Raw genomic sequence first — 19732 nt, 5'->3', positions numbered from 1 at the left:
TATGCAAATTATTCCCTTTCTCTATCTTTTACTTATTCCTTTTCTAGTTGTTACTTCTGTTGTATTTGCCAATAATTTAAAATCGGTATTCAGTAAAAGCATATTGCAGGTAATGAATATTCTATTGCTGATTCATGCTTTTTATCAAATAAGATTGTTAATTGGAATCATCCAATTTTTGAGAACAATTAGTACTGGACAACCAATTAGTGAATTTTGGTTAAATTATATAGATCAGTCTGTGGTGAGAACCCTTATTTCTATAGCACTGCCTTTGTTTTTTGTTATACCATTTTTCAGAAAGAGCTTATGGTTTAGCTTAGGTGTAATGGTTTATTATTTAGATTTCACTGCATTGCCTGACCTAGATTTAATGGATTGGTTAATAAAATCTGCTCATTTTTTAAGTTGGTTTTCACTGGTATATGCCCTATTTTGGCTTAAGAAATGGCTTCCTATTAACCAAATTCAATCATAATGTATTCAGCTTTTCAACTTGGGTTACGTTATATACATTATTGGATAAAGTCGTCCAATGCAAAAGGACACGGAGTTCACTCGCCTTTTGTATATGAGTTAATTGTTAAAGTATTTAATGATGACAGAAACTTTTATGTTTTCCCTCTAATTGAAACTGCAAGGGCCGAACTTTTATTCAATGACACTTCAATTGTGGTGACCGATTTTGGTGCAGGGTCTAGATTAAATACTACTAATACAAGAACGATTTCTTCTATTGCAAAGACCGCATTAAAGCCCAAAAAATTCGGGCAATTATTATTTAGATTGGTTAATCATTTTGGTTCATCAACCATATTAGAATTAGGCACATCTTTGGGGATTACCACGAGCTATTTAGCTGCAGCTAATCAAAACGGTTTAGTCATAACTATGGAAGGGGCTCCTGAAATTGCAAAGCAAGCTCAACGTCATTTTCAACATATAGGATTACATAATATTGAACAAGTAATTGGAAATTTTGACGATAATTTATCTACAGTTCTTGCAAAGAACAAAAAGTTTGATTTCGTGTTTATTGATGGAAATCATCGATTTGACCCCACTATGCGATATTTTAATATGATGAAGCCCAATTTGCATGAATATTCTGTTGTGGTGTTTGATGATATTCATTGGAGCAAGGAAATGGAGCAGGCTTGGGCTGCAATTAAAGTAGATGAAAGTGTAACCTTAACGATTGATTTATTTTTTATAGGCTTGGTTTTTTTTAGGAAAGAGCAAAAAGAAAAGCAGCATTTTACAGTTCAATTTTAATGAATTAACTTACACACATGATAATTGGTATCCTTAAAGAACCCGCAGGAGAAAATAGAGTAGCTATGTTGCCAGAACAATTGGCTGCATTAGTTAAACAGGGTATTCAAGTGATGGTTGAAGATGATGCAGGTGCCAAGGCATTTGCAAATAACGAGTCTTATATTGCCGCAGGTGCAACTATTACTAATCGTGATGCGCTATTAACGGCAGCTAACATTTTATTAAGTTATTGGAGTATTTCTCAAGAAGAACTGGCAAAAACCCAGAAGGGTACAATATTAGTAGGGGTGTTTCAGCCTTTATTCAATTTTCAATTAATGAAAGAATGGGCTAAAAACGGGTTTACTGTTTTTAGTTTAGATATGATACCTAGAACAACTCGTGCACAATCCATGGATGTGTTGAGCAGTCAAGCAAATATTGCTGGGTATAAAGCTGTTTTAAAAGCAGCCAATTTGTTGCCTCGTTATTTTCCCATGTTCATGACAGCTGCAGGAAGTATTCCTCCAGCAAAATTGATGGTATTGGGTGCTGGAGTTGCAGGACTTCAAGCTGTAGCAACAGCTAAGCGTTTAGGGGCAGTAGTAGAAGTATCTGATACCAGGGCAGCAGTTAAAGAAGAAGTGATGAGTTTGGGTGCTAAGTTTATTGAAGTGGAGGGTGCGGCTGATGCTTCAGCGGCCGGAGGATATGCGGTAGAGCAAACTGATGAATTTAAACAAAAACAAAAGGAACGATTGGCTATATCAGTTGCTAAATCTGATGTAATTATTGCAACTGCACAATTACAAGGAAAACCTGCGCCATTATTGATTGATGAGAACATGCTAAAATTAATGAAACCAGGTGCTGTAGTAATTGATTTAGCTGCATCTACCGGGGGCAATGTGTTTGGTGTTCAAAACAATGCCATTATTCAATTACATGGCGTTACATTAGTTGGCAATAGTCAATTGGCATCTGACATGCCAGCTGATGCCAGTAAAGTATATGGTAAAAATATGTTTAATTTTTTACAATTGATTTTGACCAAAGAAGGACAGATTAATTTAAATTTTGAAGACGATATAGTAAAAGGTTGTTGCATGGCTCACAATGGTGAAGTTGTTAACGATCGCATTCAATCTTTACTAGCATCTTAAATTATTATTATGAATACTTTTTTAGCTTATTTACAAGAGCATATCCAGATTATTTATATTGTAATCTTGTCTATTTTTTTGGGAATAGAAGTAATAGGTCGTGTTCCGAGTGTGTTGCATACTCCTTTAATGAGCGGGGCCAATGCTATTCACGGGGTAGTGATCATTGGTGCTATCATTGTAATGGGGCAGGTTTCCTCTGATGATATACCAGCACTAATTATTGGATTTTTGGCCGTAGTGTTGGGTACGCTTAATGTGGTTGGAGGTTTTGTGGTTACTGATAGAATGTTGGAAATGTTTAAGAAGAAAAAATAACATGGAAATAAATTTGCTTACACTCTGTTACTTATTGGGCTCTGTTAGTTTTATAGTAGGCCTTAAAATGTTGTCTCATCCTGATACTGCTCGAAAGGGGAATTGGGTTGCAGCTGCAGGCATGGCAATTGCCATATTGGGTACCATATTTTTATATAGTAAAGATGGGGTCAAGCTAGAAAATTATGGCTGGATTTTTGGCGGCTTGGCCGTAGGTACCATTGCGGGAACCTTAGCGGCAAAAAAAGTGAAAATGACTTCAATGCCCGAAATGGTCAGTTTGTTTAATGGTATGGGAGGTGCTTGTGCTGCTTTAATTTCAATTATTGAGTTTCAACATTTAACTCATCCAATGTTGGTGCAAAACAATATGTATGCTGCAGCAGGAAGTTTAAATGGGGCTACCTTGTTGATTATTTTTGCAGGGTTAATTATTGGTACTATTTCATTTGCAGGCAGTATGATTGCTTGGGGGAAATTAAATGGTTCAGTTAAAGATTTGGCTTTCAATGGTCAGCAGATAGCAAACAATATTTTGTTGTTAGCTATCATTGGGGTTGCTGCATACTTAACTTACAATATTTCAATTACTAATTATTATTGGTTTTATTTTATAACTGGTGCTGCCGTTTTATATGGCGTATTATTTGTTTTACCTATTGGGGGAGCAGATATGCCAGTTGTTATTTCGCTCTTGAATTCTTTCACAGGAGTTGCCGCAGCTTGTGGTGGATTTTTATACGATAACCAAGTAATGCTAACAGGGGGAATCTTGGTTGGTGCTGCTGGAACATTGTTAACCATCTTGATGTGCAAAGCAATGAACAGGAGTTTAATGAATGTATTGTTGGGCTCTTTTGGCATTACTGCAAAAGGGGAACAGCAAGCCATTACTGGAAGTTTTAAAGAAATCTCTATTAGTGATGCCGCAGTATGTATGAGCTACGCCACTAAAGTAATGATTGTTCCTGGTTATGGATTAGCAGTTGCACAAGCACAACATATATGTCATGAATTGGAGCAATTATTAGAAGAAAAAGGAGTTGAAGTAAAATATGCTATTCATCCAGTGGCAGGAAGAATGCCTGGTCACATGAATGTATTGTTGGCTGAGGCCGATGTAAATTATGATTCATTGTTAGAAATGGAAGATGCGAACAATGAGTTTAAATCAACAGATGTGGTCCTTATTTTAGGAGCAAATGATGTAGTAAATCCTGCTGCTAAAACGGACCCAGCTTCACCAATTTACGGTATGCCAATTTTAGAAGTAGAACAGGCTAAAACAGTTATTGTAAATAAACGCAGCATGAAGCCAGGCTATGCTGGTATTGAAAACGCATTGTTTTTTCAGCCTAAAACATCTATGTTATTTGGTGATGCAAAAGCTGCTTTGCAAAAATTAGTTGCAGAAATAAAAGCAATCTAGCAGTGGATTTACCAAAGCAATTGATTGATTCTTTAGCAAATGTAAAAGGCTTTGACAAAGCAGCATTTGAGAAAGTGCATATATCTGGGGAGCAGGTAACCAGCATTCGGTTAAATCCCTTTAAACCCAGTAATGTTTTAACTGATTTTATAGATGCTAAAGTGCCTTGGTGTAGTGATGGATTTTATTTAAAAGAACGACCTTCTTTTACAATGGACCCACTATTTCATGCGGGGGCTTATTATGTGCAAGAAGCTAGTTCAATGTTTTTGCACCATGCTATTCACGAATTAATTCCTGGATCTAAGCAAGGATTAAAAGTATTAGATTTATGTGCAGCACCGGGTGGAAAATCTACCTTATTGGCATCCATTTTTTCAGAAGGGTTGGTAGTGAGCAATGAAGTAATCAAATCTCGTGCTGCTATATTGGTAGAGAATACAACCAAATGGGGGTTGCCTAATATGGTTGTTACCAATAATGATCCAGATCATTTTAAAGACTTTGTTGGCTATTTTGACGTAATTGTTGTAGATGCACCTTGTAGTGGAAGTGGATTGTTCAGGAAAGATTCAGCAGCCATTGGTGAATGGAGTGAACAAAATGTGGTACACTGTAGTCAAAGACAAGAGCGAATATTGGCAACAATTTTACCTTGTTTAAAACAAGATGGAATTCTCTTGTATTCTACTTGCTCTTATTCCGAGGCAGAAGATGAGTCAATTGCAGATTGGCTAGTAAGCCACATGAATATGGAGTCCTGCCCAATTAAAACAGCACCCTCTTGGAATATCGTAACCACTCAATCTCCTCAACAACAAGCTTGGGGGTATCGGTTTTATCCTTATTTAGTAAAAGGAGAGGGCTTTTATTTGGCAGCATTTAAACAGCAGCAATCGGTTTTTGGTGGTCGGTTAAAAGAAGCTGCCTTAACTAAATTGACCAAGTTTGAAATAGCCAGTTTGGCCATGTATGTAGCAAATGACTTGAATGCTGCATATTTTAAACAGAACAACGCCATAAGAAGAGTGCCTGATGCTTTTTTGAGCAATATTCAAGAATTAGCGGGTAGATTGTATATAAAAAAGGCGGGGATAGAAATTGGCGAATTTAAAGGAAATGCATTGGTTCCATCTCATGAGTGGGCCGTTTCGGTTTTGCCCAAAAACGGGTTTAGTATTTTACCAGTAAACAAAGAGCAGGCCCTACTTTTTTTGAAAAGGGGAAACTTTATCCCTGATAATGCTTCTATTGGCTGGAATTGGGTGCAGTTTGACGCCGTTGTGCTGGGATTGGTTAAAGTTTTGCCCAATCGAATCAATAATTATTATCCTGCTGAATGGAGAATATTAAAAGATTAACTTTACACCCTATTTATAATCTCATGTACCTGAAGAAATATTTATTTTTTGCACTACTTTTTTGTGCCAATGCAGTTATTGCCCAAGATAAATTAATTGCGGCAGGACCTACTGGTGACCTTTATATTAATCATACTGTTAAAGGAAAAGAAAACCTATCTATTTTAAGTAGAATTTATGGTGCAACACCCAGGCAAATTGCTGCTTATAATAATTTAAATGCCAATGCTGTTTTACCCTTGGGGGCTAAATTGAGAATTCCATTATCTGAAGACAATTTGGTACAACAGCAGGAGTTCGCAACCAGTGAGCCTGTTTATCATATAGCAGGTAAAGGCGAAAATTTATTTAGACTTAGTCAGCGCTATTATAAAGTTTCATTGGCCAATTTGCGTGAATGGAACGATTTAAAAACGGATGCTTTAAAAAATGGTCAAGCCATTGTAATTGGTTTTATTGGCGGATCAAAGCTGGCTGCAATGAAAGCCGATGCTCCGGCAGCCAACACCCAAGTTTTTATTAAACCACCAGTAATTGGTGCTCCGGTTGAAAACGCTCCTTTAAAGGATCCCAATGTAATGGATGCTGCAGTAGACGGTAGCAGAGAAATGAAAAAAGGAGAGATGAAGCCCTTAACAGAGACGGATAAGTTTTTTGCAAAAGCTGCTGCTGATAGAGCAAAAAAAGATGCAGAAGCAGCTGCTAATATTGTTCCAGCTCCTGTTCCGGTAGATCAGTTTAAAGAAGCCAATAAAGTTGCTCCAACCGAATATAGAATTAGTGAAGAAGATTTACGTTATGTTCCTAAACCCAATGACGAAGGTTATTTTGGGTTAATATATACCATGGACGAATCAACTAAAAACAAAATTAATAAAGCAGGAGATGTTGGAACTTTTAAATCTGTAAGTGGATTTTCTGATAGAAAATTTTATGCTTTATTGAATGATGTTTTGCCTGGTACAATTGTAAGAATTACTACTGCCGATAATAAAACTGTTTGTGCAAGGGTATTGGGGCCTGTTCCTGAAATTAAGGGTGCTCCTGCATTAATGATGCGCGTTAGCAATGCAACCGCTGCTGCCTTAGGAAAAACGGATCTTCCTTTTTCTGTTACTATAACTTATTTACAATAATTATGAAACTACCTCTTTTTAGTATTGCCTTATTCTTTCTTGTTCTAGCTTGTGATTCTGCACCTAGTGAAAGTTCTGTTTCATCAATGGAAGGCGAAGCAATTGCACAAACAGGCGGATCCATTTCTGTTGCTGCTTTTGAACAAAAAATGAAAACACCTGGAATTCAAATTTTAGATGTTAGAACTGCAGGTGAATACCAAGGGGGGCATTTTAATAATGCATTACAAGCCAATTGGCTTGATGAAAAAGAGTTTGTAGAAAGAGTGCAACATATTGATAAAACCAAACCTGTACTAGTGTATTGTGCTTCCGGTTTAAGAAGTGAAGAAGCAATGAATTGGATGAAACAAAATGGTTTTGCAGACGTGAGCAATTTACGCGGAGGTGTTTCTGCTTGGCGTATAGAGGGCAAACCCCTTGCTTCTAAAGCGTCGAGAGAAGAAATGAGTATGGCAGCATTTACTGCAAGTACAAAAACAGGAACGGTGTTAGTAGATATAGGTGCAGAATGGTGCCCGCCTTGTGTAAAAATGGAACCTATTCTACAACAATTACAAAAGGAAAAGGGCACACAGTTTAGTTTGTTAAGAGTAGATGGAGGAATTGATATTGAAGTAATGAAACAGTTGCGTTCTGAAGGGTTGCCTACTTTTATAGTATACAAAAATGGAAAAGAAACCTGGAGAAAACAAGGTATAGTAGATTATGCAACGTTAGCTTCGGCCATTCAATAATACATTAAAGTGCAGTTGGTTTATATCCCCTTAAAAAATCGGAAATAGGCATTCTTTTCTTTCCTTCTAATTGTAAGTCTAATACATGTAGGTATCCATTACCGCAACTAAACTTCAAAAAAGTTTTATTGTCTGTAAATACTTTGCCTATTACTTCTTGGTGTGCTATAATTTCTTTTTGACTTTTGTAAATCTTCAAGATTTTGCCATCTAATTGAGTAATAGCACCCGGAAACTGTGCTAAACCTCTAACCAAATTATGCAACTGCTCAACGCTTTGATTCCAGTTAATAGTACAATCTTTAGTAAAAATTTTGGGTGCATGCTTGGTTTCGGCAGTAAGTATTTGAGGAATTTCATGAATGCTCCCTGCAATTAAATGCTGCAAAGTTTTTACCAATAAATTAGCCCCAATTATTTTCATTCGATCATGCACTTCAGTAGCAGTTTCGTCATCGCCAATTGGCATGGATTCTTGTAATAAAATATCGCCGGTATCAATTTCATGCTTTAATTTAAAAGTAGTAACACCGGTTTGTTTTTCTCCATTAATTACAGCCCAGTTTATAGGAGCAGCACCACGATACTGAGGCAATAATGAACCATGCACATTTAAGGTTCCCATTTTGGGCATATTCCAAACTATTTCGGGCAACATTCTAAAAGCAACCACAATTTGAATATCTGCTTGTAAAGCGCTTAAATCTGCTATAAATGCTGGGTCTTTTAATTTTATGGGTTGAATTACTGGAATTCCTTTTGCAATCGCGTATTGTTTTACTGCGCTTTCTGTTAATTTTAGCCCTCTTCCAGCAGGTTTATCAGGTGCCGTAATCACTGAAACTACGTTGAATCCATTGGAAACCAATGCGTCTAAAGAAGCCACTGCAAAATCAGGGGTACCCATAAAAACAATACGCATAGCCAAAATATTTGGCTGCAAAGGTAATATTAAGCGCGAAGGATAGTACTTTTGCCCCTTAATAATAATTTATGCAACAAGCTAAAAAGGGTGATAAGGTAAAAGTGCATTATCACGGAAAGTTAACCAATGGCAATACTTTTGATTCTTCAGAAGGCAGAGAGCCGTTGGAGTTTGAAATTGGAAGCGGTATGGTAATTGCCGGTTTTGACGACGGTGTTACAGGTATGGTTATTGGCGAAAAAAGAACGGTCAATATCCCAGCTGACCAGGCTTATGGTCCAAAGCAAGAAGAAATGATCATGGAGTTTCCCAAAGATAGATTCCCTGCTGATATGGTACCTGAAGTTGGTATGCAATTGAATATGAGCAACGGTTCTGGGCAAAACTTTCCTGTTGTGATAGTAGAAATTAAAGAAGCGGTTGTAGTATTAGACGCCAATCATCCCTTAGCTGGTGAAGAATTGGTTTTTGATTTAGAATTGGTTTCAATTGATGGACCAAAGTCTATCATCATTACACCTTAATAATTGGCTGTATACTAATTAAGGCTTATTGTTTTAATAGGAATTTATGATAAAAATAGACCGGCTTGCCGGTCTATTTTTATTAGTTTATTTTAATGTGTAAATCTCATTATTTTGGGCTTCTGTTCATCCACCAACCTAGCCAAAGTCCAACTAAGCCCCAGCTTACAATAGCATCAATTAAATAAGCTCTGATATCGAACATTGGATACCAAATATGACCCGTATAGCTGCTATTTAAATAAACAATTAGTCCAACAAAAAAAGTAGCTGTAAAAGTGGTTGTGAAATTATTGCTAGCCAATTTTGCGAGAATCCAACACAATAACCAAATAATAAAAATATTAGCAATAAGTCCTCTAACCATATTCAATTCCATATTGTATTCCAGCGCTGAATGGTATTGAATACTGGCCCAAGGCTTTCCAACATTTGCAGCAGCCATTTTTTCCATGTCTTCAAAAGAAGTGCCTGCTGGTGCTGAAGGCATGTAATAACCACCTTCTTTATCTAGATTGGTTTTCAGCACCTGCATGATGCTGTCTTGTTTAGGTGTGTATTGTTGCGAAGCGCTGTGTAAATTTAATGCAGTCCACGATACGAACTGCCACATAAATAATACAATTCCTCCAACAATAGCTGCAATCAGTGTTTTTTTCATTTTAGGGGGTGTTTGGTTACTACAATATAAATATTGCATTTTATAAATGCAATAGAAGCAGCAACAAATATTAACTTGCGGTAAAAAAGATGATGAATGGTTTTTCTGGATACAGTGTTGCTGAAAGATTAATGCGTTATGTGCAGATAGATACACAGAGTGATCCACTAAGTAGTAGTTTCCCATCCACCATAAAACAAAAGAATCTAAGCCAATTATTAGTACAAGAATTGCACGCCTTACAAGTTGCCGATGCTCATACCGATGAGTATGGGTACGTATATGCTACCATTCCTGCAAATACGAATAAGCCAATTCCAGTCATCTGTTTTTGTGCACATATTGATACTGCCCCAGATTGTAGTGGAACCAATATAAAACCCTTACTTCACAAATCATATAGTGGCCATCCAATTGTATTACCAGATGATTCAACTATTATCCTTGATCCCAATGAAGATGCTTATTTAAAGCAACATATTGGTAAAGACATCATTACCGCTAGTGGGTTAACTTTATTGGGGGCAGATGACAAAGCTGGAGTTGCTATTATTATGAATTTGGTGGAATATTTAATGCAAAACCCTAGCATTCCACACGGCACCATTAAAATTCTATTTACACCCGATGAAGAAGTAGGAAGGGGAACCAATCAATTGAACTTACAAAAATTGGGTGCTGATTTTGCTTATACATTAGATGGTGGAGAGCTGGGTACATTTGAAGATGAAACGTTTAGTGCCAATGGCTTTACCATTCATATTGAGGGCGTAATTGCGCATCCTGGCTATGCAAAGGATAAAATGGTTAATGCTTTAAAAGTAGCAGCGGCTATTGTAAATCAATTACCAAAAACAATTTTAGCACCTGAAGTAACCGAAAAAAAACAAGGATTTGTTCACCCTGTAAGAATAGAAGGGTTGGCTGAAAAAGCCACTATTGAATTCATCATTCGCGATTTTGAAACAGCCAAGTTAGCTGAGCACCAAGAATGTATTAAACAAATTGCCCTTACCGTTTTAGATCAATTTCCAGGTGCAAAAATTTCTTTTGCTGAAGTGGAACAATATCGAAATATGAAAGCAATTATTGAACAATATCCTTTTATTGGCTCATTTGCAGAAGAAGCGTATAACAAGTGTGGGCTTACTTTTATTAAAGAACCCATAAGAGGAGGAACCGATGGAAGTAGGCTCAGTTTCTTGGGACTACCATGCCCCAATATTTTCACTGGTATGCAAGCCATTCACAGCAAGAAGGAATGGGTAGGTGTTGCTGATATGGAGCGGGCTGTAGATGTATTGGTTCAATTGGTTCAAGTGTGGGAAGAAAAGGGTGTTAATCTGACTAAATAGATATTATCTTTATTAAAATTAATTTTTATGCAATTTCTACTGACTTATTGGTGGCTTATTGTTGCCTTAATTATTGTTTTTACTGGATTAGTAACAGTAAACCAAGGCACAATTGCGGTCATTACCATGTTTGGTAAATATAGAAGAATCTTAATGCCAGGGTTGAATTTTAAAATTCCAATTCTAGAGCAAGTGTATAAAACTGTGAGTATTCAAAATCGCTCTGTTGAGTTAGAATTTCAGGCAGTAACGGTAGATCAAGCAAATGTGTACTTTAAAAGTATGTTACTGTACTCTGTTATTAATCAAGATGAACAATCTATTAAGAATGTTGCATTCAAATTTATTTCAGAAAAAGATTTGATGCAGGCTTTAATTAGAACAGTTGAAGGTTCTATTCGTGCATTCGTTGCTACTAAAAAGCAAGCAGAAATTTTATTGTTGCGCAGAGAAATAGTGGAAGATGTAAAACAGCAGATTGATAAATCATTAGAAGACTGGGGATATCACTTGCAAGATTTGCAAATTAATGATATCACATTTGATCAGGTGATTATGGAAAGTATGAGTAGGGTAGTGGCTAGTAATAACTTAAAAGCAGCAGCTGAAAACGAAGGGCAGGCATTATTGATTACGAAAACCAAGGGAGCTGAAGCTGAGGGTAATGCCATTAAAATTGCAGCAGAGGCAGAAAGAGAAGCAGCACGTTTACGTGGTATGGGGGTGGCATTATTTAGACAAGAAGTAGCAAAAGGGATGAGCCAGGCTGCAGAAGAGATGAAACAGGCCAATTTAGACACCAATGTGATATTATTCAGTATGTGGACTGAAGCAATCAAGAATTTTGCTGAAATTGGTAAGGGCAATGTTATTTTCTTAGACGGTAGCCCAGAAGGTATGCAAGATAATATGCGTCAAATCATGGCGATGATGAAGATGAAGGAAATGGATAGACCTAGCAAATAATCATCATGTGTAAAAGCTTTCTTAATTAACGAAGTGTATGATTTTTTATGCACGATTAATTGTTCTTTTGTAGAACCTACTACATTAGCAAACTAAATTTAATTCATGTTTTATTTATTACAGTCGGATACATTACAAAAAGCGGCTACTGCAGCAGTAGCTACTGCTGAAAAAGTGTCGTTGTGGACTTTGCTAGAAAAGGGCGGATGGATTATGTATCCGCTTTATGCTTTGTTGATAGCAGCTATTTATGTATTTACAGAGCGATTACTCGCTATTAGAAAGGCAGGCCAAATAGATGTAAATTTTATGGTAGTGATTCGTGACCATATTTTATCAGGAAATGTACAAGCTGCAAAAAGTTATGCCAAGAACAATAACAGTCCTGTAGCTAAAATGATTGATAAAGGATTACAGCGAATAGGAAAGCCTATTGATGCTATTGAAAAAAGTATGGAGAATGTGGGCAAGTTAGAAATGTACAATATGGAAAAGAACCTGAACATATTGTCGTTGATTGCAGGTATTGCACCCATGTTTGGTTTCTTGGGAACAATTATCGGAATGGTTCAATTGTTCTATGGAATTGCTTCAACTGGCGAATATACATTGAATACCATTGCTGGAGGTATTTATACTAAAATGATTACTTCTGCGACAGGCTTGATTATTGGACTGATTGCATATGTAGGGCATAATTTTTTAAGTACACAAATAGATAAAACGGCTAATAAAATGGAAGCTGCAAGTGCAGATTTCATGGATATCTTACAGGAGCCAACTAGATAATATGAATATCCGAAAGAGATTTAGAACTCATCCTGAAATGCATACAGGGGCGCTGAATGATATTTTATTCATTCTATTGTTGTTTTTTTTGATTGTATCTACATTGGCTAATCCCAATGTTATCAAGGTCTCTAACCCTAAGGCCAAGGCAGATACTAAGGCCAAGCAAACGGTAGTAATTAGCGTAAATAAAGACCAGCAATTGTTTATTGGTGCAGAGCCTATTGCCATTGAAAATTTGGAAAGCAAATTGCAAGAGTATTTGTCAAAGGAAACAGAAAAGCCAACAGTTGTGATTAATGGAGATAGTACTTCACATTTAGGAACATCTATAAAAATTATGCAAGTCATAAAAAAATTAGGTGCAACACCTGTGATGGCAGTTGATCAAAATTGATAAGCCATAATCATCCGCTCTTTGTTTTGCATGTCTTTTTTTATTTCAACGCTGTAGTTGGTATTAAATAATGCTGCAGTTTCATTGCCTAAGCCTTCGTTGATTTCTAAAAATATAGCCCCCTTTTTGTTCAGCTGATTTTCGCAAAAAGCATGAATAGCTTTATAAAAAATCAAAGGGTCATTGTCTTCTACAAATAGTGCAGTATGTGGTTCAAAAGCCAGCACATTTGTATGCATTGAGGCAGCTTCAGCTTTTCTAATATATGGTGGGTTGCTGATGATGATGTCAAATAATCCCAGTCTCTCCCATTCTCGGGAGTCTAAAAAATTCAATTGTTTCCAATTGATATCCACTCCTATGTCTTGAGCATTTTTACTTGCAACAGTTAAAGCATTAGCACAAAAGTCTACACTAGTAATAGTTGCCTCAGGGTAATATTTTGCAATTGCAATAGGGATGCATCCAGAACCAGCCCCTATTTCTAAAATTTGAACTTTTTTGTTCCCATTGGCTTTCAAATATTTAATTAAGGCATCAACCAGCTCTTCTGTTTCGGGCCGAGGAATTAATGTATTCGCATTTACCGTTAGCTCTAATTCCATAAACCAGGCTTTGCCAATTATATATTGAATGGGTTCTCCTTTACTTAATCGCTCAATACAATCATTCAACTTGCTGGCTATTTCTGCTGATAAAATGGATTGTTTTTGTAAAAATTGATTCATCTTACTAAAGCCAGTTAGATTCTCAAGCAGTAATGTAGCAATATTTACTGCCTCTCTATTGTCATAAATAGGCTCAATAGCCTGTATAATAGCTTGCTTAGCATCTCTGATGGTCATGCTGCAATGTAGCCATCATTTGTTTATTTTTGTAAGCTTATGCCCACCAATCACGAATTCTATATGCAAAGATGTTTGCAGCTGGCTCAAAAAGGAGCTGGATGGGTTGCCCCCAATCCAATGGTTGGTGCAGTGTTGGTATACCAAGACCAAATTATAGGGGAGGGGTATCATGAATGTTATGGACAGCCTCATGCTGAAGTAAATTGCATTAATAATGTTGCGGAAACCAATATTGAAAATATAAAATTGGCTACCTTATATGTAAGCCTTGAACCTTGCGTACATTTTGGTAAAACCCCACCTTGTACCAGTCTAATTATAGCCAATCAAATACAGAGAGTAGTGATTGGGTGCATGGATCCTTTTGAGGCAGTAAATGGAAAAGGAGCAGAAAAGTTGAAACAAGCAGGCATAGATGTAATTGGGCCTGTGTTAGAAAAAGAAGCAATTGAAATAAATCAACGATTCTTTCATTTTCATTTGAAGCAACGCCCCTATATTATTTTAAAGTGGGCCGAAAGCGCTGATGGATTGATTGGGTTGCGAGGTCAAGAAATTAAAATCAGCAATGCAGCTACGCAAAGATTGGTGCATAGCTGGCGTTCAGAAGAAGCAGCCATTTTAGTGGGCACCCAAACAGCCTTAACAGATAATCCAAAATTGAATAACCGTTTTGGTAAAGGGCCAAATCCTTTGAGAATGGTCATTGATAGGACGCTACAACTGAACCCGTTGCTCAATTTACTAAAAGACCAAGAGCCAACCTGGGTATTTAATACTATTAAAGATGAAACCCAAGGTTCGGTTAATTATATCCAATTAAGGGAACAGCCAAGCTTATTAGAGCCATTATTGGAATACGCATATAAACATCAAGTGCAAAGTATTTTAGTTGAAGGAGGCGCAAAACTGTTACAAAGTTTTATTGATCAAGAATTATGGGATGAAGCAAGAGTGATTAGAGCAAAACACTCAATAGGAACCAATAATGAAAATGGAATTCAAGCTCCTCAACTATTGAATGCACAAACAATCAAAAAAGAAAATCTGGGAACAGATATTATTTATTACTACCGAAGAACCCAATCATGATATATTTAATAGGCAGTATTGTTTTAACCAGCTATTTATTACTCTCTTTTAAGGTATGTGGTAAATTAAATATACCCGTATTCCCAGCCATTGTATTCAATTATATTACTTGTGTAATTACAGGCTCTATTGTAAACGGATCATTCCCTATAAAAGCGGAATCATTTGCTACACCTTGGTTTAGATGGGCAATGATTATGGGATTACTATTTATTACCAGTTTTAATTTAATTGGAATGACGGCCCAGAAACTGGGTGTTGCAGTAGCTTCTGTTGCAAATAAACTCTCCTTAATTATTCCAGTAATATTAACCATAGTCTTGTATAATGAACAAGTGGTAGGTTGGGAAATAGTAGGCATTGCTTTAGCCTTAATTGCAGTAATATTTACTTGTTACCCACAAAAAAATGAAGGAGGTAATTCACAGCCTATACCTTTTTTACAAAAAATAATATTACCCTTATTGGTGTTTGTAGGAAGTGGATTTTTGGATGCATTAATTAATCATGTACAACAAATATATGTGACTAAAGAGACCAATAATGCTTTTTTAATTTCAGGATTTTTTTCTGCTGCATCTATTGGAACGGCAGTCCTAATTTATCAATATTGGAAAAAACAACTGGTTTTTAAATTCAATCAAGTGCTTGCTGGCATTTGTATTGGAATTCCCAATTATTTTTCTATATGGTGTTTGGTACATTTTCTTCAAGACAGCCCATGGGAAACCAGTGCCAGCTTGCCTGTAAATAATATGGGTATTGTATTATTTAGTACACTGGTAGCAGCCATTCTTTTTAAAGAAAAGCTATCTATAATCAATTGGACAGGCATAGCATTATCTGCTATTGCCATCTATTTGATTGCATTTGGAAATACCTTGTAGATTTGAATTACTTCTTAAAATTTGGGCTAACAACTAATTCTTTTGAACCAGGAGTATATACATAAAATCCTTCTCCTGATTTAACCCCTAATTTTCGAGCTGTTACCATGTTAACCAATAATGGACAAGGTGCATACTTGGGATTACCATAGCCAGTATACAATACATTCATGATACTTAAGCAAACGTCTAATCCAATAAAATCTGCTAATTGTAAAGGACCCATTGGATGCGCCATTCCAAGTTTCATGATGGTATCAATGGATTCTACATCTGCAATTCCTTCGTATAAAGAGTAAATGGCTTCATTAATCATTGGCATCAATACTTTATTGGCAATAAATCCAGGATAATCATTCACTACAGAGGGAATTTTACCTAATTGCTTACTCAACTCAACTATTGAATCAGTAACAGCAGCATCAGTTGCATAACCATTGATGATTTCAACCAATTTCATTACTGGAACTGGATTCATAAAATGCATGCCAATCACTTTGTTGGGGCGTTTAGTAGCTGCGGCAATTTTAGTGATTGAAATGGAAGAAGTGTTGCTGGCTAATATGGCATTTACTGGCGCAGCGGCATCCATCTCTCCAAATATTTTTAATTTCAATTCAACATTTTCTGTTGCTGCCTCCACTACTAAATCGGCAATTGCAACACCTTCACTTACTGAAGTATTGGTACGAATATTGGCAAGGGTTTCGTCTTTTTCTTCTGCTGCAATGGTGCCTTTGGCAACCATCCTATCTAAATTTTTTCCAATAGTAGCAATTGCTTTTTCTAATTGTGCTTGTTGCACATCTACCAATACTACCTTAAATCCTTTTTGTGCAAAAACATGTGCAATACCATTACCCATGGTACCAGCACCAATTACTGTAACATTGAAAATAGACATAGTCAATTATTTTTTTCGTTTGAAATCACCTCGTTTCCAAGCAGTAATAAAATCTGCCCAAGCAGCAGGGTTCATGATATTCATTGGCGGTACCTGACCCGCATAATAATATTTGTTGGTTTGTTGTCTTAGTTGAAAATTAACTGCTTCTCTGCCATCAGCTGGTAAGCTGTTTAATAAAATTCTACGAGTAGCTTCATCGGTATTTTTACGAGCAATTTCATAGGCATCGTCTGGGAAGCGATTATTTAAAAAGTCTCTTTCAAATTGTTCTTTGGTAGGTCTTGGCTTTAGAATAGTGGCAGGCAAATAAGCAGTATCACTAATTAATAATTGAATGACACTGTATTGATTACTTTCTAAATTAAATGGAATTTGAATACTGTTGTTTTTGAATCCGATACTGCTAAAAGTAATTCTATCTCCTTTCATGACTGCAATAGAAAATACACCATCGTAACTAGTGATGGTTCCTCTCCCTTTTCCTTCAACTATTACAGAAGCGGATGGAATTCCCCTTAAACTATCTGCAGTCATTATTACACCGTATAGTTGCACGATGGAATCTCTATAGGGGTTGTTTTGCTGTGCACTTACCTTTTGCACCAATCCTAACCCAACCAACAATATCAAAAAAGGTATAATCAATCTATTCATAAAGGCAGTTGCGGTTTAAAGGAGGGCAAAGGTACTAATTTGCTTTGTTCTCCGTATTTCATAACAAAGTAAAGTCCTAGGTTGTTAACTTTGCAATTCAACGGTTATTTTAACAAAAACTTGAGCAACAATGACAAAGGAAGCAATCTTACAAGCATTGAGTAATGTGCAGGAGCCAGATTTAGGAAAGGATTTGGTAACCCTTAACATGGTAAAAGATATTGTGATTGATGGGGATGCGGTAAGCTTTACCATTGTTTTGACTACTCCAGCTTGTCCAATGAAAGATTTAATGAGCAGGGCCAGCGAAAATGCCATCAAATTATTGGTAAATAAGAGTGCCAAAGTAACTGTCAACTTTACTGCTAATACCACTTCTACAAGAAAGGATGATCAGAAAGTGTTGGGCGGGGTTAAAAATATTATTGCAGTGGTAAGCGGAAAAGGAGGAGTAGGAAAAAGCACTGTCTCCGCAAATTTGGCTCTGGCATTGGCCGAAGGGGGGGCATCGGTAGGATTAATGGACGCAGATATTTATGGGCCCAGTGTGCCAATTATGTTTGGCGTAAGAGGAGCAAGGCCCATGATGAAAGAAGTAGCCGGTAAAGGAATGATTGTTCCATTAGAAAAATTTGGCATAAAACTCATGAGTATTGGGTTGTTGGTAGACGAAAAAAATGCAGTGGTTTGGAGAGGACCAATGGCTAGTTCGGCAATACGACAATTTGTTACAGAAGTAGATTGGGGTGAGCTGGATTATTTGGTTATTGATATGCCTCCAGGAACTGGGGATATTCATTTAACATTAATGCAAACAGTACCAGTAACCGGTGCGGTAATTGTAACGACCCCACAAAATGTGGCTTTGGCAGATGCTAAAAAAGGAATTGCCATGTTTAGCCAAGCACAAATTAATGTTCCCATCATAGGCTTAATTGAGAATATGGCTTATTTTACCCCTGCAGAATTACCGAACAATAAATATTATTTATTTGGTAAAGAGGGGGGAAGGAAACTGGCTGAAGAATATGATCTCTCTTTCTTAGGTCAGATTCCCTTAGTTCAAACCATTCGCGAAGGGGGTGATGAAGGGGTGCCAGCAATGGTAGGAAACGATGATTTAACTAAAGAAGCATTCAGATATTTTACTGCACAAACAGTTCGAAACATTGCTATGCGCAATGCTAATTTGCCGCAGACTTCATTAATAGAAGTGGTATAAATGAAATGCTTATTCACTATCATTGTTTGGTGCATCTGTTTAACACTTATTGCCCAACCTAGTGACTCAGCTTTCAACCAAAAAAAAGCTGCTATTCAGTTAAGTGGCTATGCAGAAGTTTATTATCAGCATAATTCCAATGGTCCTACAACCAATAATGACGCATCTTTCGCATACAGTCATGATGAAAACAAAGCGCTTAGCATCAATTTGGCTTTTGTAAAAGCTGCTTATGATAAAAATCGTCTAAGGGCTAATTTGGCTATAGGATTTGGCTCTTATATGCGCTCCAATTATGCAGGTGAAGAGGGGATTTACAAGCAAATCCTAGAAGCTAATATTGGTTGGAAGCTTAATAAGAAAGCTAATTGGTGGCTTGATGCTGGCGTATTCACTTCACATATTGGATTCGAAAGTGCTATAGGTAAAGATTGCTGGACATTAAGTAGAAGCATAGCTGCAGATAATTCCCCCTATTTTGAAACAGGTGCAAAAATATCTTATACTTCTCCCAATGAAAAATGGTTTTTGAGTGCATTGGTTTTAACTGGTTGGCAGCGTATCCAAATGCCCAAAGGCAATACCAGCCCATCTTTTGGACACCAGATTCAATATAAACCGAATAGTAAATGGACCATTAATAGTAGTTCTTTTATTGGTGTTCCAATTGCCGGCTTTTACCCAGTAACGCGCTATTTTCATAATTTATATGCTTTACATCAATGGACTAATAGGTTAGGGGTAATAGCTGGATTTGATATAGGCTTACAGAAAGCAAAAGGCATTAATCAAAGCCAGGTTTGGTATACACCTATCTTAATGGCACAATTTGCAGTGAGAGATAATATGAAGTTTACGTTAAGAACAGAGTCTTACCAAGATCCAAATGGGGCTATTATTTATACAGGCACTGCAAATGGTTTCAGGGTGAATGGCATTTCCTTGAATGCAGATTGGGCTAGCAATAAGTATTTTTTATGGAGAGTTGAATTAAAACATTTGCAAAGCGGGGATTTAATATTTACAAAGCAATATAATTTACCTACTCAAAATATGTTTACAGCAACCACTGCATTGGCCGTTAGCTTTTAAGTTTTCAAAATA

General features: G+C 36.7%; 22 protein-coding genes. 17 read left to right on the top strand and 5 right to left on the bottom strand.

The genetic code is table 11. The features are described 5' to 3' along the window. Position 1: 1 nt before the first annotated feature. The 8 genes from Q8S25_RS02760 to Q8S25_RS02725 are packed head-to-tail and all read left to right on the top strand — an operon-like array spanning position 2 to position 7401. A complete protein-coding gene (locus Q8S25_RS02760; protein WP_305534644.1) occupies positions 2 to 478 on the top strand; it encodes a hypothetical protein in 477 nt (158 codons plus the stop codon). Then, positions 478 to 1275: an O-methyltransferase gene (locus Q8S25_RS02755; protein ID WP_305534642.1), complete on the top strand. Its 798-nt coding sequence runs from the start codon at positions 478 to 480 to the stop codon at positions 1273 to 1275. Before Q8S25_RS02760 ends, Q8S25_RS02755 begins: the two co-directional genes overlap by 1 nt. A gap of 17 nt (positions 1276 to 1292) precedes the next feature. Continuing rightward, a complete protein-coding gene (locus Q8S25_RS02750) occupies positions 1293 to 2420 on the top strand; it encodes an NAD(P) transhydrogenase subunit alpha (protein ID WP_305534640.1) in 1128 nt (375 codons plus the stop codon). 9 nt (positions 2421 to 2429) lie between these two features. Next, positions 2430 to 2738 (top strand): NAD(P) transhydrogenase subunit alpha, encoded by a 309-nt coding sequence (locus Q8S25_RS02745; protein WP_295233954.1) that lies wholly within the window; start codon positions 2430 to 2432, stop codon positions 2736 to 2738. 1 nt (position 2739) lies between these two features. Beyond that, entirely contained in the window at positions 2740 to 4167 is a 1428-nt protein-coding gene (locus Q8S25_RS02740) for an NAD(P)(+) transhydrogenase (Re/Si-specific) subunit beta (protein ID WP_305534638.1), read from the top strand. A gap of 2 nt (positions 4168 to 4169) precedes the next feature. Next, complete coding sequence (locus tag Q8S25_RS02735; protein WP_305534636.1) at positions 4170 to 5528, top strand: RNA methyltransferase; 1359 nt, start codon at positions 4170 to 4172, stop codon at positions 5526 to 5528. After that, the gene (locus tag Q8S25_RS02730) at positions 5507 to 6664 is read left to right on the top strand and encodes a LysM peptidoglycan-binding domain-containing protein (protein ID WP_305534634.1); all 1158 of its coding nucleotides are present in this window, start codon (positions 5507 to 5509) and stop codon (positions 6662 to 6664) included. The genes Q8S25_RS02735 and Q8S25_RS02730 overlap by 22 nt, the downstream gene beginning before the upstream one ends. A gap of 2 nt (positions 6665 to 6666) precedes the next feature. Then, on the top strand, positions 6667 to 7401 hold the full coding sequence (locus tag Q8S25_RS02725; RefSeq protein WP_305534632.1) for a rhodanese-like domain-containing protein: 735 nt from the start codon (positions 6667 to 6669) through the stop codon (positions 7399 to 7401). A 4-nt stretch (positions 7402 to 7405) separates the two neighbouring features. On the opposite strand, the gene fmt is transcribed toward Q8S25_RS02725, so the two are convergent. Next, a complete protein-coding gene (gene fmt / locus Q8S25_RS02720) occupies positions 7406 to 8323 on the bottom strand; it encodes a methionyl-tRNA formyltransferase (protein ID WP_305534630.1) in 918 nt (305 codons plus the stop codon). A gap of 71 nt (positions 8324 to 8394) precedes the next feature. Between fmt and Q8S25_RS02715 the strand changes: the two genes are divergently transcribed. Beyond that, on the top strand, positions 8395 to 8850 hold the full coding sequence (locus Q8S25_RS02715; RefSeq protein WP_305534629.1) for a peptidylprolyl isomerase: 456 nt from the start codon (positions 8395 to 8397) through the stop codon (positions 8848 to 8850). A gap of 109 nt (positions 8851 to 8959) precedes the next feature. Here the strand turns inward: Q8S25_RS02715 and Q8S25_RS02710 are convergent, their stop codons facing one another. Further along, a complete protein-coding gene (locus Q8S25_RS02710; RefSeq protein WP_305534627.1) occupies positions 8960 to 9511 on the bottom strand; it encodes a hypothetical protein in 552 nt (183 codons plus the stop codon). 89 nt (positions 9512 to 9600) lie between these two features. Between Q8S25_RS02710 and pepT the strand changes: the two genes are divergently transcribed. The 4 genes from pepT to Q8S25_RS02690 all read left to right on the top strand — a co-directional run bounded on the left by pepT (position 9601) and on the right by Q8S25_RS02690 (position 13018). Next, positions 9601 to 10866, top strand: coding sequence for a peptidase T (gene pepT / locus Q8S25_RS02705; RefSeq protein WP_305534625.1), 1266 nt, complete (start codon positions 9601 to 9603; stop codon positions 10864 to 10866). A gap of 27 nt (positions 10867 to 10893) precedes the next feature. Next, the gene (locus Q8S25_RS02700; RefSeq protein ID WP_305534623.1) at positions 10894 to 11832 is read left to right on the top strand and encodes an SPFH domain-containing protein; all 939 of its coding nucleotides are present in this window, start codon (positions 10894 to 10896) and stop codon (positions 11830 to 11832) included. 105 nt (positions 11833 to 11937) lie between these two features. Continuing rightward, positions 11938 to 12621, top strand: a complete 684-nt coding sequence (locus tag Q8S25_RS02695) for a MotA/TolQ/ExbB proton channel family protein (protein WP_305534620.1) — start codon at positions 11938 to 11940, stop codon at positions 12619 to 12621. 1 nt (position 12622) lies between these two features. Then, complete coding sequence (locus Q8S25_RS02690) at positions 12623 to 13018, top strand: biopolymer transporter ExbD (protein WP_295233943.1); 396 nt, start codon at positions 12623 to 12625, stop codon at positions 13016 to 13018. On the opposite strand, the gene prmC is transcribed toward Q8S25_RS02690, so the two are convergent. Then, positions 13009 to 13863: a peptide chain release factor N(5)-glutamine methyltransferase gene (prmC, locus tag Q8S25_RS02685; protein WP_305534617.1), complete on the bottom strand. Its 855-nt coding sequence runs from the start codon at positions 13861 to 13863 to the stop codon at positions 13009 to 13011. The genes Q8S25_RS02690 and prmC overlap by 10 nt on opposite strands. A gap of 39 nt (positions 13864 to 13902) precedes the next feature. Between prmC and ribD the strand changes: the two genes are divergently transcribed. Further along, a complete protein-coding gene (gene ribD / locus Q8S25_RS02680) occupies positions 13903 to 14958 on the top strand; it encodes a bifunctional diaminohydroxyphosphoribosylaminopyrimidine deaminase/5-amino-6-(5-phosphoribosylamino)uracil reductase RibD (protein ID WP_305534615.1) in 1056 nt (351 codons plus the stop codon). After that, positions 14955 to 15845, top strand: a complete 891-nt coding sequence (locus Q8S25_RS02675; RefSeq protein WP_305534613.1) for a hypothetical protein — start codon at positions 14955 to 14957, stop codon at positions 15843 to 15845. The genes ribD and Q8S25_RS02675 overlap by 4 nt, the downstream gene beginning before the upstream one ends. A gap of 7 nt (positions 15846 to 15852) precedes the next feature. On the opposite strand, the gene Q8S25_RS02670 is transcribed toward Q8S25_RS02675, so the two are convergent. Further along, positions 15853 to 16749 (bottom strand): 3-hydroxybutyryl-CoA dehydrogenase, encoded by an 897-nt coding sequence (locus Q8S25_RS02670; RefSeq protein ID WP_305534611.1) that lies wholly within the window; start codon positions 16747 to 16749, stop codon positions 15853 to 15855. Positions 16750 to 16755: 6 nt separating this feature from the next. Next, a complete protein-coding gene (locus tag Q8S25_RS02665; protein WP_305534609.1) occupies positions 16756 to 17406 on the bottom strand; it encodes a carboxypeptidase-like regulatory domain-containing protein in 651 nt (216 codons plus the stop codon). Between the two features lie 130 nt (positions 17407 to 17536). Here Q8S25_RS02665 and Q8S25_RS02660 point away from each other — a divergent pair, with 130 nt between their 5' ends. Continuing rightward, positions 17537 to 18628, top strand: a complete 1092-nt coding sequence (locus tag Q8S25_RS02660) for an Mrp/NBP35 family ATP-binding protein (RefSeq protein ID WP_305534607.1) — start codon at positions 17537 to 17539, stop codon at positions 18626 to 18628. Continuing rightward, complete coding sequence (locus Q8S25_RS02655) at positions 18629 to 19720, top strand: porin (protein ID WP_305534605.1); 1092 nt, start codon at positions 18629 to 18631, stop codon at positions 19718 to 19720. The last annotated feature ends 12 nt before the right edge of the window (positions 19721 to 19732 follow it).

The organism is Sediminibacterium sp., assembly GCF_030695065.1.
Lineage (GTDB): Bacteria > Bacteroidota > Bacteroidia > Chitinophagales > Chitinophagaceae > Sediminibacterium.
The sequence above is the reverse complement of the archived record's forward strand: the minus strand, read 5'-3'. Positions and strand labels throughout refer to the sequence as shown.